This window comes from Thioalkalivibrio sp. ALE23 (assembly GCF_000378545.1).
GTDB lineage: Bacteria > Pseudomonadota > Gammaproteobacteria > Ectothiorhodospirales > Ectothiorhodospiraceae > Thioalkalivibrio.
The window spans coordinates 616,591-630,049 of the sequence record NZ_KB900031.1 but is presented as its reverse complement, the minus strand read 5'-3'; the positions used below and the strand labels follow the sequence as shown (position 1 = coordinate 630,049).

Sequence of the window (13,459 nt, the reverse complement as noted above, 5' to 3'; positions counted from 1 at the left end):
GAGACGCGCTGATGGCCGTGGGACTGCAGGAACCGTCGGCGCCGCCGGCCGTGCCGGGCATCCGTCTGGCAGCCGGGGCGGCCGGCATCCGGTATGCCGGTCGTGATGACCTGGTGCTGATGGACGGTGGCGAACACGCAGTGGTCGCCGCGTTGTACACAACCAGTGCCTTTCGCGCCGCGCCGGTGGAGGTTGCTCGCCGCCATCAGGCGGACGGGCGCCCCCGCTGGCTGCTGATCAACGCCGGGAACGCGAACGCGGGTACCGGCGAGCCCGGGCTGCGTGCGGCCGAGGCCAGCTGCACGGCCCTGGCCCGGCTGGTCGACAGCGAGGCCTCGGCGGTGCTGCCGTTTTCCACCGGGGTGATCGGCGAGCCGTTTCCGCTGGAGCGGCTGGAGGCGGCCCTGCCTGCGGTCCACGCCGGACTGGCCGAGGATGGCGAGAGCTGGCTGCGGGCGGCGCGGGCGATCATGACCACCGACACGGTGACCAAGGTCGCAAGCCGCGACGTCCAACTGTCCCAAGGGCGCGTGCGCCTGACAGGCATGGCGAAGGGATCGGGGATGATCCATCCCGACATGGCGACGATGCTGGGTTTTGTCGGCACCGATCTGGCCACCGATGCGGACGAGCTGGACGCGCTGCTGCGCGAGGCGAACCGTGACAGTTTCAACGCCATTACCGTGGATGGCGATACCTCGACCAATGACGCGCTGGTCTGCATGGCCAGCGGGGCCAGCGGTGTCCGCCTGGCTGGCGATGCCGACCGCACCGCGTTCGCGCAGGCGCTGGGGTCACTGTGTCTGGAACTGGCGACCGCGATCGTGCGCGACGGGGAAGGGGCGACCAAGTTCGTGACCGTGGAGGTGACAGGCGCATGCGAGCGGGCGGAAGCCGAGCGCGTTGCCGAGACGGTCGCGTTGTCCCCTCTGGTGAAGACCGCGCTGTACGCCAGCGACCCGAACTGGGGGCGCATCCTCGCGGCCGTGGGACGGGCCGGCGTCAGCGATCTCCGGATCGAGGGGGTCACGGTCGACATCAACGGTCTGGCGATCGTGCGCGCTGGCGGCCGCGCGCCCGAATACCGCGAGGAAGACGGCCAGGCCGCCTTCGCGGCCGACGAGATCACCATCGCCATCGACCTCGGACGGGGCGATGCGCGGGCGCGCAAGTACACCTGCGATTTCTCCCACGAGTACGTGCGCATCAATGCCGAATACCGCTCCTGAGGCGGCACCGCTTGATGTGGCGCTGGGCGTGATCGAGGACGGGGCCGGCCGGGTCCTGGTTGGTCAGCGCGGGGCCGGGCAGCATCAGCCGGGCCGCCTCGAATTCCCCGGCGGCAAGCTGGAGGCGGACGAGTCCCCGGTCGCGGGCCTGGTACGCGAGATCCGGGAGGAGACCGGCCTGGGGGTCGAGCAGGCCATCCCCTGCCTGCGGCTGGAGCACGACTACGGCGACCGCCGCGTCAGGTTGCACGTGTTCCGGGTGCCGGACTGGAGCGGCGAGGTCCGGGAGTGCGAAGGACGTGCCCTGTGCTGGCGCGAGGCGGCCGCGCTGGATCCGGCGGATTTCCCGGCCGCCAACGGCCCGACACTGCGCCTGTTGCAGCTCCCCGATTTCCTTCTGGTGACGCCCGACCCGGCCGGGTCCGACGGCATCGCCGCCGTGGTGGACCGTGTGGCGGCCCGCCTCCGGCACGGGGACGTGGGGCTGTTGCAGATCCGTGCGCCGGGGCTGGCACGGGACGACTATCTCCGCTTTGCCCGGGATCTGGTGGCGGTGTCGCAGTCGCTGGGTACCGAAGTGCTGCTGAACGCGCCGCTGGACTGGCTGGACGAGCTGCCGCCGGCCGGGGTGCATCTGCCGGAGCGGCGCTGGCGGGCGCTGTCCCGGCGCCCCGCGGTAGCCGGCCGTATCAGCGTCTCGGCGCACGATGTCACGGGTCTCCGGGAGGCGGGGAGGCTGGCGCCCGATCTGGCCGTGGTCGGTCCGGTCCGGCCGACCCGGACGCACCCGGGGGCGACGCCGCTGGGCTGGGACGGTCTGGCACGTCTGACCGCTGCGAGTCCGGTGCCGGTCTACGCCCTGGGGGGGCTGGACGCGGGCAGCCTCGCGCCGGCCCGCGCCGCCGGTGCCTGCGGGATTGCGGCCATTCGTGGTCTGCTCGGAGAGCCGCCGGGCGGCGGGGAGTGACGGCACGGGCGGTGCCGCCCGGTCCTAACTACAGGGCGCAGCAGCAAAGGCCGAACGTCACATCCTCGCGCACCGGATTCGGGCGCGAGCGGAAATCGCCGGGATCCATGAAGCGCACGGTGAAGCGCTGACGCCCGCCCGAGATCTCGGGGTAGATGCCCAGCTGCGGGTCCACGCTGACCCGGATCATCTGCCAGGCGTGCTGGCTGTCCAGGGGCTGTTCCAGGAAGCCCTCCTCCGCGGTGACGCTGCGGTCGTTACCGGATCCGCGGATATAGCGCAGCACGTGCTGCGTGGCCTCGGTCACGCTCTCCAGCGGCCGGAACCACTCCAGCAGCAGCTCGGTGCGTGCTTCCACGGGCTGTGACAGCCAGTGGTGGTAGATCGGCAGATCGAAGTCGAAGGCTCCCCCGGGCAGGGCCATCCGCTGGCGCACACTGTTGAAGAATTCGTTCTCGCGGACCGCCCCGTCCAGCGCCCCGGCCTGCTCTTCGAGTGCGGTATGCAGGCGTCGCTGGTCGTCCATCGTGCTTCGGAAACGGCTGGCGTCGATCCCGGGCTGGTCGGCCAGCCGTTGCAGATTGGCGGTCTGGCGTTCGATCTCGCCCATCAGTTCGCGCTTGATGTCGACGCGCGTGACCAGCGCATAGATGTCGACCAGGGAGACCAGGGCTTCGTGATGGTCGTAAGGTTGCCCTGCCTGCAGGGCGTCACCGAAACGTTGCGTGAGCGCCTCCAGCCGGAGCAGGAGGCGGATCCGTTCGTGGAGGGGCTGTTCGAAGATCAGCGGACGGGTCACGGCGGCGCCATTGGATTGAAGATCCTGCAGTATCGAACATTGGGGGGCATGGTTTCTACCCGTCGGAAGTGAGGGAGCGCAATTCGCGGTCGATGGTCAGTACCTGTTCACGAAGCCGGGCATCGTCCACGCTGTCCCGATTGTCGATCCAGGCGTCCGCCCGCCGGCGCCGTTCGTCGGACCCGAGCTGACGCTCCATGATGGCGGCGACCTCCTCCCGGGTCCGGTCGTCGCGCCGGGTGACTCGTTCGATTTGCTCCTCGGGCGTGCATTCGACGGTGATCACCCGAACAAAATCGTCCTCCCAGCCGGCCTCGAACAGCAGCGGGACCACGATCAGGGCATACGGGGCGTCCGTGTCGTATTGCTGGAGTCGGGCATGGATCTCCCGATGGACCCGCGGGTGAACGATGGCTTCCAGCGCTTCGCGCTCGGCCGGGTCGGCAAACACGCGCGCGGCCAGCGCACGGCGATCGAGGTGACCGCGCGGATCGAGCACCCCGGGGCCGAAGTATTCAACGATGGCCCCGTGCAGGGGCTGGCCGGGTTCCTGCAGTTCGCGGGTGACGCGGTCGGCATCCAGAACCGGTACCCCCAGTTCCGCGAACAATGCCGCCACCCGGGTTTTCCCGGATCCAATGCCGCCGGTCAGGCCCGCCCGTTCCATACCCCCGGATTATAGGCCGTGAGGAAAATAGATGCGCAGCAACGCGTCGCCGGTGATCAGCGTCAGCCAGCCGGCGGCGGCGAGGTACGGGCCGAAAGGGATGGGGATGTTGCGGTCGCGCCCGCGCAGGGCGATCAGCGCGATCCCGACCGCTGCGCCCACCAGTGACGCGAGCAGCAGGATGACGGGCAGGGCCTGCCAGCCCAGCCACGCCCCGAGGGCAGCCAGCAGCTTGAAATCGCCATAACCCATCCCTTCCTTCCCGGTGAGCAGGCGGAAGCCGTGGAAGATCAGCCACAGGAGCAGGTAACCCGCCATGGCCCCGAACACCGCGGACTGCAGATCGGTGAACAGCCCGAAGCTGTTGACCAGCAGGCCGAGCCACAGCAGCGGGAGCGTCAGCTGGTCCGGCAGCAGGGTGGTGCGGGCGTCGATGCCCCCGGCCGCGACCAGGACGGACGTCAGGATCAGGGCCATGCCGGCTTCGATGCTCGCGCCGAAATACCAGACGGTGACTGCGAACAGGATCCCGGTGAGCAGTTCCACTGCCGGATACTGCCAGCTGATGCGCACACCACAGCCGGGACAGCGGCCACGCAGGAACACAAAGCTGAGCAGCGGGATGTTCTCGATCGCGCGGATGGCGCGCTGGCAGTTCGGACAGCGCGAGCGGGGACGGATCAGGTCGAAACGTTCCGCAGTGGCATCCGCTGCGGGTTCCTCGCCATCCAGCACATAGCGGGCCTCGGCCTGCCACTCCCTTTCGAGCATGACCGGCAGCCGCGCGATGACGACGTTGATGAAACTGCCGATCAGCAGGCCGAGTAAGCCGGCGATGATCGCCAGCGCCACCAGGTTGGTGAGCAGCTCGCTCATGCGCGGGGAAGACGGCCCGGCATCAGATTACCTGCCCCATCTGGAAGATCGGCAGATACATGGCGATCACCAGGCCGCCGACCAGCACGCCCAGGACGACCATGATCAGCGGTTCGAGGAGGCTGGACAGGCTGTCCACCGCGTTGTCGACTTCTTCTTCGTAGAAGTCGGCGACCTTGCCCAGCATCGTGTCCAGCGAGCCGGATTCCTCGCCGATCGCGACCATCTGCACCACCATGTTGGGGAACACGGCGGTATTGCGCATCGACCATTGCAGCTGGCCGCCGGCCGCGGTCTCATCGCGCATCCGCTCGGTCGCTTCGCGATAAACGGCGTTACCCGTGGCGCCGGAGACCGAGTTGAGGGCGTCCACCAAAGGCACGCCGGCGGCGAACATGGTGGACAGCGTGCGGGCGAAACGGGCCACCGCGGCCTTGCGCAGGATGGGCCCGAATGCCGGGGCACGCAGGATCGCGATGTCGAGGAAGCGATCGAATTTCGGGAGACGCTGGCGTGCCTGGACGAAGAGGAAACCGGCCAGAATGGCCCCGCCCAGCAGGGCCCACCACCAGGCCTGCACGAATTCCGACAGGTTGATGACCATGCGAGTGAACACCGGCAGGTCCGCGCCGAAGCCCTGGAACAGGGATTCGAACTGCGGCACCACGTAGATCAGCAGGATGGCCGTTACCACGATGGCCACCACGATGACCGCCGCCGGATAGAACAGGGCCTTGCGGATCTTGGCCTTGAGGGCCTCCGTTTTCTCCTTGTAGGTCGCGATCTTGTCGAGCAGCGTCTCCAGGGTTCCGGACTGCTCGCCCGACTCGACCAGATTCACCACGAGGTCGTCGAAGTGCTTCGGGTGCTTCGACAGGGCGGTGGCGAAGGTGTCGCCGCCCTCGACGTCGGTCTTGATCTGCATGATCAGATCGCGCATCGAGGCCTTTTCGTTGCCCCGTCCCACGATTTCGAACGCCTGCACCAGCGGCACGCCCGACTGCAGCATGGTGGTCATCTGCCGCAGGAAATATGCGATGTCGGCGGGGATGATCTTCTTCTGCCCGCCTCCCAGAAGGGGTTTCGGCTTCTTCTTGATTTTCAGAACGTTGACGCCGTTCTTGCGCAGTTCGGCGCGCGCGGAGGTCTCGTTCTCCGCGGGCACTTCGCCCTTGACGCGGTCGCCGTTCTTGTTGAGGCCTTCCCAAGTATAGATCGTGCCGGAATCGGCCATTCCCTGTCCCCCTTAGCCGCTAGTCGATGGTCACGCGGTTGACTTCTTCCAGGCTGGTCAGCCCTTCGATGACCTTGTGCAGGCCCGCCCGTCGCAGGTCCTTGATGCCTTCCTTTTCGGCCTGGCGGGCGAGTTCGGTGCTGTTGCCATTCTCAAGGATGATTCGTTCGAGTTCCTCCGAGATCGGCAGAACCTGGTAGATCCCGACCCGGCCCTTGTAGCCGTTGGTGCACTGATCGCAGCCCACCGGCCGGTACACCGTGAAGCCCTGTTCGAGCTCCTCGTCGGTGAAGCCCTCGTCGCGCAGCGTTTCCTCCGGCAGATCCTCGGGTGCCTTGCAGTTGGGGCACAGACGGCGCGCCAGTCGCTGCGCGATGATCAGCAGGATGGACGAGGCGATGTTGTATGGCGGGACCCCCATGTTGGCCAGGCGCGTCAGGGTTTGCGGCGCATCGTTGGTGTGCAGGGTGGAGAGTACCAGATGCCCGGTCTGGGCGGCCTTGATGGCGATCTCGGCGGTTTCCAGGTCGCGGATCTCGCCGACCATGATTACGTCGGGATCCTGGCGCAGGAAGGCGCGCAGTGCGCTGGCGAATGTCAGTCCGACCTTGGGGTTGATGTTGACCTGGTTCACCCCGGGCATGTTGATCTCGGACGGGTCTTCCGCAGTGGAGATGTTGCGGTCGGACGTGTTGAGGATGCCCAGACCGGTGTAGAGGGAGACGGTCTTGCCGGAGCCGGTCGGTCCGGTCACCAGGATCATTCCGTACGGGCGGCCGAGGGCCTCCAGGTACTGCGCCTTCTGCTCCTCCTCGTAACCGAGCTGATCGATGCCCATCGATGCCGAGCTCGGGTCGAGGATTCGCAGCACGATCTTTTCGCCGAACAGCGTGGGCAGCGAACTGACCCGGAAATCGATCGCGCGGGTGCGCGAGAGCTTCAGCTTGATGCGCCCGTCCTGCGGAATGCGGCGCTCGGCGATGTCCATGCGCGACATGACCTTGACGCGTGCAAGGATGCGCGGGGCCAGCGAGGTCGGTGGATGAGCCACCTCGTGCAGCACGCCGTCGATGCGGAAGCGCACACGGAAATCTTTCTCGAACGGCTCCAGGTGGATATCCGACGCCTTGCGGTTGATGGCGTCCATCAGGAGCTTGTTGACGAAGCGAACGACCGGGGCGTCGTCGACTGCGTCGCCTTCCTCGGATGCGTTGTCGGCGTCGGAATCCGCCTCGACGTTCAGGCTGTCGAGTTCGTCGTCGCCCAGGTCCTCCATCAGCTGCGACGCAGCATTGAGCGCGTCGTCGATCGCCCGGTCCAGCTTCTTCGGTTCCACCAGCACCGCCTCGACGGGCATTCCGGTGGCGAACTTGAATTCGTCGGTGGCCACCAGGTTGGTGGGATCGGACACGGCGATGAACAGCCGGTTGCCGCGCTGCATCAGAGGCAGGGCATGATGCTTCTGGATCAGCTTCTCGTTCAGGTGGTCACGCGGGATGACTTCCTCGTCAAAGGCCGCCATGTCCAGCACCGGAAGCCCGAACTCCTCGGCCGCCGCCTCCACCAGTCGCGGTTCCGGCACGTCGCCCTTGTCGGCCAGCAGCGCCATGAGGGGGGTCTGTTGGGTCCGCGCCTGTTCGACCAGCTGCTGGGCGATGTCCTGTGCAATCAGCCCGTTGTCGACGAGGCGTTTCGCCAGCCCCGGCAGGCGGGGCGTCGTGTTGCTGTTGGCCATGGGTGTTCGCAGACGTTATTGGGGATGATCCACACTCTACGTGGCGCGGTCCGGAATGAAAACGCATGTCCGGGGCGGCGCCGCGGCCGACCCGTGCATTCGCTCGATATTAGAGCGGTTATTCGGCGGATTACAAGGATGGGTGCAAGGTTTTTCGCCGTCAGCGCCCTCGATGCGGGCCGATCGAAGGTTTTGCGAACGGCCTCTCGCGCGGGGTTGACTTGCCCTGATCTGTCTCTCAGAATGCACGGCTTGGTTCAGGAGGGATACCCAAGCGGCCAACGGGGGCAGACTGTAAATCTGCTGGCACAGCCTTCGGAGGTTCGAATCCTCCTCCCTCCACCACCCAGTTTCATGCCAGCGACCCGAGCGGGCGATGGCGAGAAAGCCAGGGTTCTGCGGGTGTAGTTCAATGGTAGAACCTCAGCCTTCCAAGCTGATGATGTGGGTTCGATTCCCATCACCCGCTCCAGATTCTGGCTTGCAGGTCAGGCTCATGTAGCTCAGCAGGTAGAGCACTTCCTTGGTAAGGAAGAGGTCACCGGTTCGAGTCCGGTCATGAGCTCCATTTTTTCAGGCACGTAGCAGCGTCAGTGCTGCCGTCGTAACGACAGCGTCACGATCCGGGGAAGCGAGATATGTCCAAGGAAAAGTTCGAACGCAAGAAGCCGCACGTGAATGTGGGGACGATTGGTCATGTGGACCACGGGAAGACGACGCTGACGGCGGCGTTGACGGTGGTTCAGGCGAAGAAGTACGGCAGCGATGCGCGTGCCTTTGACCAGATTGACAACGCGCCGGAAGAGAAGCAGCGCGGTATCACGATTGCGACGGCGCACGTGGAGTACGAGTCGGACACGCGCCACTACGCGCACGTGGACTGCCCGGGTCACGCGGACTATGTGAAGAACATGATCACCGGTGCGGCGCAGATGGACGGCGCCATTCTGGTGGTTTCGGCGGCGGACGGTCCGATGCCGCAGACGCGGGAACACATCCTGCTGTCGCGCCAGGTGGGCGTGCCGCACATCGTGGTGTTCCTGAACAAGGCGGACATGGTGGACGATCCGGAGCTCCTGGAGCTGGTGGAGATGGAAGTCCGCGATCTGCTGTCGAGCTATGATTTCCCGGGTGACGACACCCCGGTGGTCACCGGTTCGGCGCTGAAGGCGCTGGAAGGTGACGAAAGCGAGATGGGCGCCCAGGCGATCCACAAGCTGGTGGACGAGATGGACCGCTTCATCCCCGAGCCGGAGCGCGCGGTGGACGGTGCGTTCCTGATGCCGGTGGAAGACGTGTTCTCGATTTCCGGTCGCGGTACCGTGGTCACCGGTCGCGTCGAGCGCGGCGTGGTGAAGGTTGGCGAGGAAGTGGAGATCGTGGGTCTGCACGACACGCAGAAGACCACGGTGACCGGCGTGGAGATGTTCCGCAAGCTGCTGGACCAGGGCGAGGCCGGCGACAACGTGGGCGTGCTGCTGCGCGGCACCAAGCGCGACGACGTGCAGCGCGGTCAGGTGCTGTGCAAGCCGGGTTCGATCACGCCGCACACCCAGTTCGAGGCGGAAGTCTACATCCTGAACAAGGAAGAGGGTGGTCGTCACACGCCGTTCTTCAACGGGTATCGGCCGCAGTTCTATTTCCGCACGACGGACGTGACGGGATCGGTCGAGCTGCCGGAAGGCACCGAGATGGTGATGCCGGGCGACAACGTGAAGATGACGGTGTCGCTGATCAGCCCGATCGCCATGGAAGACGGTCTGCGTTTCGCGATTCGCGAAGGCGGCCGCACCGTGGGCGCCGGCGTCGTCTCCAAGATTATCGAGTAAAGATCCATGGCTAATCAGCGTATTCGAATTCGGCTCAAGGCCTTTGACCACCGTCTCATTGACCGGTCAGCGGCCGAAATCGTGGAAACAGCGAAGCGGACGGGGGCGCGGGTCAAGGGCCCCATTCCGCTGCCGACCAAGCGGGAGTCGTACACGGTGCTGACCTCCCCGCATGTCAACAAGGACGCGCGGGATCAGTACGAGCTGCGTACCCACAAGCGCCTGATGGACATTATGGATCCCACGGACAAGACGGTGGACGCGTTGATGAAGCTGGACCTGGCCGCTGGGGTCAATGTTCAGATTCGACTTAACTAAGCGGAAACTTTCTGTCATAATATTGGGCTTTCCGTGGCCCGGCGTTCGGCGCCGGGCCACGACTTTGGGGCGCAGGGCCGCGCCAGCGATTACGAAGGGGTTGGAAAATGGCTCTTGGACTCATTGGTCGCAAGCTTGGAATGACGCGCGTGTTCACCGAAGAGGGCGCGTCGGTGCCGGTCACGGTGCTCGAGGTGGACAATAATCGCGTGGTCCAGGTGAAGCGTGCCGACAGCGATGGCTACGACGCGGTGCAGGTCACGGCCGGCTCGCGCAAGCCGCAGCGGGTGAACCGCGCGGCGAGCGGGCACTTCGCCAGGGCCGAAGTCGAACCCGGGCGGGGGCTCTGGGAGTTCCGCCTCGATGGTGAAGACGCCGAGGGCCTGAGCCCGGGCGACGCGATGACCGTCGATCGGTTCGAAGAGGGCCAGATGGTCGACGTGACCGCGCAGAGCAAGGGCAAGGGTTTCCAGGGGACGGTGAAGCGGCACAACTTCCGTACCCAGGACGCTACCCATGGTAACTCGCTGGCCCATCGGGCGCCGGGATCGATCGGGCAGAACCAGAGCCCGGGTCGCGTGTTCAAGGGCAAGAAGATGGCGGGCCAGATGGGCGCCGAGCGAAAGACCATTCAGAATCTCAGTGTGGTCCGGGTCGATGCGGATCGCGGACTGCTGCTGGTCAAGGGTGCCGTCCCCGGTCCGTCCAGCGCGGACGTGATGATCCGGCCCGCAGTCAAGGCGAAGGGTTGATAACGATGCAGATGACAACAGCCGATACCGGGGCCAGTGTGGAGCTTTCGTCCGCCTGCTTCGAACGCGAGTTCAATGACTCGCTGGTTCACCAGGCCGTGGTGGCGCAATTGGCGGCCGCCCGCCGCGGTACCCGTGCGCAGAAAACTCGTTCGCAGGTTTCCGGCGGTGGCATCAAGCCGTTCCGCCAGAAGGGGACCGGCCGTGCCCGTGCGGGTACGATCCGCAGTCCGCTTTGGATTGGTGGCGGCAAGGTGTTTGCGGCCCGCACGCGGGATTTCTCGCAGAAGCTGAATCGGAAGATGTATCGCGCTGCGCTGGCGTCGATCCTTTCCGAGCTGGTGCGGCAGGAGCGGCTGAAGGTCGTTTCCAGCTTCAGCGTGGATAGCGGCAAGACGCGTGATGGCGTCGCCGCGCTGCGTCAGCTCGGGATGGAGTCCGGTCTCGTCGTGCTCGATGCCGAGGATGAGCGGACCGACCTGGCATTGAGGAACGTGCCGCGCGTGGATGTGGCGACCCTGGGCGAGATCGGTCCGGCCAATCTCGTCGGAGCCGAAACCGTGGTGATGACCGAAGCGACCGTGCGCCGGATCGAGGAGTGGTTGGCATGAATGGCCGTCTGATGCAGGTAATCCAGGGCCCGGTGGTGTCGGAAAAAGCGACGATGGCCGGGGAGGTCGGGCAATACGTGTTCAAGGTGCTGCCCGATGCAAGCAAGGCCGAGGTGAAGGCTGCCGTCGAGCAGCTCTTCGAGGTGCGCGTGGAAGGCGTGCGCACGCTGCGGCAGCAGGGCAAGACCAAGCGGTTCGGTCGTCAGTTCGGACGGCGGAATCACTGGAAAAAGGCCTATGTGTCGCTGGCCCCGGGCGAAAGCATTGACATGGGTGAAGGGGAGCAGCTCTGATCATGGCTATTATCAAGACCAACCCCACGTCGGCCGGTCGGCGGCACACGGTGCAGATTCGCGGAGATGGTCTGCATCGAGGCGAACCATATCCGGGCCTGGTCGAAAAGAAACAGCGGACCGGCGGGCGCAACAACACCGGCCGCATCACCTCGCGGCATATCGGCGGCGGGCACAAGCAGCGCTACCGTACGGTCGACTTCAAGCGGACGAAGGACAATATCCCGGCTCGCGTTGAGCGGCTGGAATACGATCCGAACCGCAGTGCTCACCTGGCGCTTCTGCTGTATCGCGATGGCGAACGTCGGTATATCATTGCGCCGCGCGGGCTGAAGGTCGGGGATACCGTTTCGAGCGGCTCGCAGGCACCGATCCGGCCCGGCAACGCCATGGCGCTGCGGTCCATTCCGGTGGGCACCACAGTGCACGGCATTGAGCTGAAGCCTGGCAAGGGCGCGCAGCTGGTGCGCTCGGCCGGTGGCAGCGCGCAGGTGGTGGCCCGAGAAGGGCAGCTGGCAACGGTCCGGCTCGCGTCCGGAGAGATGCGCCGCATTCAGTCCGAGTGCCGGGCCGTGGTCGGCGAAGTCGGACACTCCGAGCATTCCCTGCGCAAATTTGGCAAGGCCGGCGCACGTCGCTGGCAGGGCAAGCGCCCGACGGTCCGCGGTACGGCGATGAACCCGGTCGACCATCCGCATGGGGGCGGTGAAGGCCGCAACTTCGGTCGCCATCCGGTAACCCCGTGGGGGCGCCCGACCAAGGGCTTCAAGACCCGTAACAACAAACGTACCGACCGCATGATTGTGCGTCGGCGCAAGAAGTAACGGAGCACGAGCATGCCGCGTTCACTGAAGAAAGGCCCGTTCGTTGACCATCACCTGCGCCAGAAGGTGGAAGTGGCGGCGGAAAAGAACGACCGTCGTCCGATCAAGACCTGGTCCCGGCGTTCGATGATCATTCCGCAGATGGTGGGTCTCACCATCGCGGTGCATAACGGGCGGCAGCATGTCCCGGTGCTCATCAACGAGAACATGGTTGGCCACAAGTTGGGCGAATTCGCCGCGACCCGGACCTTCAAGGGTCACATCGCCAACAAGAAATCGCGCTGAGGACGGTTTGATGGAAACGATCGCAAAACTCCGGTTCGCGCGGATGTCGCCGCAAAAGGCGCGGCTGATTGCTGACCAGGTTCGCGGCATGCCGGTGGAAAAGGCGCTGAACGAACTCACGTTCAGCCGCAAGAAACCGGCGGCCATCGTCAAGAAGGTGCTGGAATCGGCCATCGCGAACGCCGAAAACAACGACGGCGCCGACATTGACGAACTGCGCGTGTCGCGGATCCAGGTCGACGAAGGGCCGGTGCTGAAGCGCATGCAGGCCCGCGCGAAGGGCCGCGGCAACCGTATTCTTAAGCGCACGAGCCACGTGATCGTGGGTGTCAGCGAGAAGGGGGCGAAGTAAGCATGGGTAACAAGGTACATCCGACCGGCATTCGCCTCGGCATCTCGCGCCCGTGGTCCGCCACCTGGTATGCGGACGGCGAGGATTTCGGTGATACGCTGAACAACGACATCCAGCTGCGGGAGTTCCTCCTGAAGCGGCTGAGCCATGCGTCCGTGAGCCGTGTCATCATCGAGCGCCCCGCGAAAGCGGCGCACATCACGATTCAGACGGCACGTCCGGGTATCGTGATTGGCAAGAAGGGCGAGGACATCGAGAAGCTGCGCCGCGAAGTGGCGCGCGAGACGGGTCTGGACCAGGGTTCGGTCAAGATCAACATCGAGGAGGTCCGCAAGCCCGAAATCGAGGCCCAGCTGGTGGCCGAAGGTATCGCCCAGCAGCTGGAGCGCCGCATCATGTTCCGTCGGGCGATGAAGCGGGCGGTGGGCAACGCGGTGCGCCTGGGGGCGGAAGGCATCAAGGTGCATGTTTCCGGTCGCCTGAATGGCGCCGAAATCGCCCGGTCCGAGTGGTATCGGGAGGGTCGTGTTCCGCTGCATACGCTCCGGGCGGATATCGACTACGGATTCGCCGAGGCGCGAACGACTTACGGAATCATCGGCGTGAAGGTCTGGATCTTCAAGGGTGAGGTCTTCAGCCTGGAGCCCACCGAAGGCCGCCGCGCCGCGGCCAACGCGAGCTAGGACAT

General features: G+C 65.5%; 16 protein-coding genes and 3 tRNA genes. 14 read left to right on the top strand and 5 right to left on the bottom strand.

Going from position 1 to position 13,459, the window contains the following annotated elements:
• Positions 1-11: 11 nt before the first annotated feature.
• Both argJ and F573_RS0103135 read left to right on the top strand, forming a co-directional pair.
• On the top strand, positions 12-1,229 hold the full coding sequence (gene argJ / locus F573_RS0103140) for a bifunctional glutamate N-acetyltransferase/amino-acid acetyltransferase ArgJ (RefSeq protein WP_019021419.1): 1,218 nt from the start codon (positions 12-14) through the stop codon (positions 1,227-1,229).
• Positions 1,210-2,196, top strand: coding sequence for a Nudix family hydrolase (locus F573_RS0103135; RefSeq protein ID WP_026300776.1), 987 nt, complete (start codon positions 1,210-1,212; stop codon positions 2,194-2,196). Before argJ ends, F573_RS0103135 begins: the two co-directional genes overlap by 20 nt.
• A gap of 28 nt (positions 2,197-2,224) precedes the next feature.
• Here the strand turns inward: F573_RS0103135 and zapD are convergent, their stop codons facing one another.
• Genes zapD through pilB form a run of 5 tightly spaced genes read right to left on the bottom strand, consistent with a single transcriptional unit; the run spans position 2,225 to position 7,507 of the window.
• Positions 2,225-2,995 carry a cell division protein ZapD gene (zapD, locus tag F573_RS0103130; protein ID WP_018869887.1) on the bottom strand — a complete coding sequence of 257 codons (771 nt, stop codon included), beginning with the start codon at positions 2,993-2,995 and terminating at the stop codon, positions 2,225-2,227.
• A gap of 55 nt (positions 2,996-3,050) precedes the next feature.
• Complete coding sequence (gene coaE, locus F573_RS0103125; RefSeq protein WP_018869888.1) at positions 3,051-3,662, bottom strand: dephospho-CoA kinase; 612 nt, start codon at positions 3,660-3,662, stop codon at positions 3,051-3,053.
• 9 nt (positions 3,663-3,671) lie between these two features.
• Positions 3,672-4,538 carry an A24 family peptidase gene (locus F573_RS0103120; RefSeq protein ID WP_019021417.1) on the bottom strand — a complete coding sequence of 289 codons (867 nt, stop codon included), beginning with the start codon at positions 4,536-4,538 and terminating at the stop codon, positions 3,672-3,674.
• 22 nt (positions 4,539-4,560) lie between these two features.
• Positions 4,561-5,772, bottom strand: coding sequence for a type II secretion system F family protein (locus F573_RS0103115; RefSeq protein ID WP_019021416.1), 1,212 nt, complete (start codon positions 5,770-5,772; stop codon positions 4,561-4,563).
• Positions 5,773-5,791: 19 nt separating this feature from the next.
• Complete coding sequence (gene pilB / locus F573_RS0103110; protein WP_018869891.1) at positions 5,792-7,507, bottom strand: type IV-A pilus assembly ATPase PilB; 1,716 nt, start codon at positions 7,505-7,507, stop codon at positions 5,792-5,794.
• Positions 7,508-7,767: 260 nt separating this feature from the next.
• Here pilB and F573_RS0103105 point away from each other — a divergent pair.
• The 12 genes from F573_RS0103105 (at position 7,768) to rpsC (ending at position 13,454) form a co-directional block, all read left to right on the top strand.
• A tRNA-Tyr gene (locus tag F573_RS0103105) sits at positions 7,768-7,852 on the top strand.
• 53 nt (positions 7,853-7,905) lie between these two features.
• A tRNA-Gly gene (locus tag F573_RS0103100) sits at positions 7,906-7,979 on the top strand.
• A gap of 20 nt (positions 7,980-7,999) precedes the next feature.
• Positions 8,000-8,075 (top strand) — tRNA-Thr (locus tag F573_RS0103095).
• Positions 8,076-8,145: 70 nt separating this feature from the next.
• Positions 8,146-9,336 (top strand): elongation factor Tu, encoded by a 1,191-nt coding sequence (tuf, locus tag F573_RS0103090; RefSeq protein ID WP_019021415.1) that lies wholly within the window; start codon positions 8,146-8,148, stop codon positions 9,334-9,336.
• 6 nt (positions 9,337-9,342) lie between these two features.
• Complete coding sequence (rpsJ, locus tag F573_RS0103085) at positions 9,343-9,654, top strand: 30S ribosomal protein S10 (protein WP_018870684.1); 312 nt, start codon at positions 9,343-9,345, stop codon at positions 9,652-9,654.
• 107 nt (positions 9,655-9,761) lie between these two features.
• Positions 9,762-10,406, top strand: coding sequence for a 50S ribosomal protein L3 (rplC, locus tag F573_RS0103080; protein ID WP_026279564.1), 645 nt, complete (start codon positions 9,762-9,764; stop codon positions 10,404-10,406).
• A gap of 5 nt (positions 10,407-10,411) precedes the next feature.
• The gene (rplD, locus tag F573_RS0103075; RefSeq protein ID WP_019021414.1) at positions 10,412-11,017 is read left to right on the top strand and encodes a 50S ribosomal protein L4; all 606 of its coding nucleotides are present in this window, start codon (positions 10,412-10,414) and stop codon (positions 11,015-11,017) included.
• Positions 11,014-11,310 carry a 50S ribosomal protein L23 gene (rplW, locus tag F573_RS0103070; RefSeq protein WP_018870681.1) on the top strand — a complete coding sequence of 99 codons (297 nt, stop codon included), beginning with the start codon at positions 11,014-11,016 and terminating at the stop codon, positions 11,308-11,310. The genes rplD and rplW overlap by 4 nt, the downstream gene beginning before the upstream one ends.
• Before the next feature lie 2 nt (positions 11,311-11,312).
• Positions 11,313-12,134: a 50S ribosomal protein L2 gene (gene rplB / locus F573_RS0103065; protein WP_018946635.1), complete on the top strand. Its 822-nt coding sequence runs from the start codon at positions 11,313-11,315 to the stop codon at positions 12,132-12,134.
• A 12-nt stretch (positions 12,135-12,146) separates the two neighbouring features.
• Positions 12,147-12,419: a 30S ribosomal protein S19 gene (gene rpsS / locus F573_RS0103060; RefSeq protein WP_018870679.1), complete on the top strand. Its 273-nt coding sequence runs from the start codon at positions 12,147-12,149 to the stop codon at positions 12,417-12,419.
• Positions 12,420-12,429: 10 nt separating this feature from the next.
• Positions 12,430-12,771 carry a 50S ribosomal protein L22 gene (gene rplV / locus F573_RS0103055; protein WP_018870678.1) on the top strand — a complete coding sequence of 114 codons (342 nt, stop codon included), beginning with the start codon at positions 12,430-12,432 and terminating at the stop codon, positions 12,769-12,771.
• 2 nt (positions 12,772-12,773) lie between these two features.
• Positions 12,774-13,454, top strand: a complete 681-nt coding sequence (gene rpsC, locus F573_RS0103050; RefSeq protein WP_018870677.1) for a 30S ribosomal protein S3 — start codon at positions 12,774-12,776, stop codon at positions 13,452-13,454.
• The last annotated feature ends 5 nt before the right edge of the window (positions 13,455-13,459 follow it).

Excerpts from the sequence above, each read along its gene's own strand:
- argJ (WP_019021419.1), top strand. The coding sequence starts at position 12 with ATGGCCGTGGGACTGCAGGAACCGTCGGCGCCGCCGGCCGTGCCGGGC.
- F573_RS0103135 (WP_026300776.1), top strand. The coding sequence starts at position 1,210 with ATGCCGAATACCGCTCCTGAGGCGGCACCGCTTGATGTGGCGCTGGGC.
- coaE (WP_018869888.1), bottom strand. The coding sequence starts at position 3,662 with ATGGAACGGGCGGGCCTGACCGGCGGCATTGGATCCGGGAAAACCCGG.
- F573_RS0103120 (WP_019021417.1), bottom strand. The coding sequence starts at position 4,538 with ATGAGCGAGCTGCTCACCAACCTGGTGGCGCTGGCGATCATCGCCGGC.
- F573_RS0103115 (WP_019021416.1), bottom strand. The coding sequence starts at position 5,772 with ATGGCCGATTCCGGCACGATCTATACTTGGGAAGGCCTCAACAAGAAC.
- pilB (WP_018869891.1), bottom strand. The coding sequence starts at position 7,507 with ATGGCCAACAGCAACACGACGCCCCGCCTGCCGGGGCTGGCGAAACGC.
- tuf (WP_019021415.1), top strand. The coding sequence starts at position 8,146 with ATGTCCAAGGAAAAGTTCGAACGCAAGAAGCCGCACGTGAATGTGGGG.
- rpsJ (WP_018870684.1), top strand. The coding sequence starts at position 9,343 with ATGGCTAATCAGCGTATTCGAATTCGGCTCAAGGCCTTTGACCACCGT.
- rplC (WP_026279564.1), top strand. The coding sequence starts at position 9,762 with ATGGCTCTTGGACTCATTGGTCGCAAGCTTGGAATGACGCGCGTGTTC.
- rplD (WP_019021414.1), top strand. The coding sequence starts at position 10,412 with ATGCAGATGACAACAGCCGATACCGGGGCCAGTGTGGAGCTTTCGTCC.
- rplW (WP_018870681.1), top strand. The coding sequence starts at position 11,014 with ATGAATGGCCGTCTGATGCAGGTAATCCAGGGCCCGGTGGTGTCGGAA.
- rplB (WP_018946635.1), top strand. The coding sequence starts at position 11,313 with ATGGCTATTATCAAGACCAACCCCACGTCGGCCGGTCGGCGGCACACG.
- rpsS (WP_018870679.1), top strand. The coding sequence starts at position 12,147 with ATGCCGCGTTCACTGAAGAAAGGCCCGTTCGTTGACCATCACCTGCGC.
- rplV (WP_018870678.1), top strand. The coding sequence starts at position 12,430 with ATGGAAACGATCGCAAAACTCCGGTTCGCGCGGATGTCGCCGCAAAAG.
- rpsC (WP_018870677.1), top strand. The coding sequence starts at position 12,774 with ATGGGTAACAAGGTACATCCGACCGGCATTCGCCTCGGCATCTCGCGC.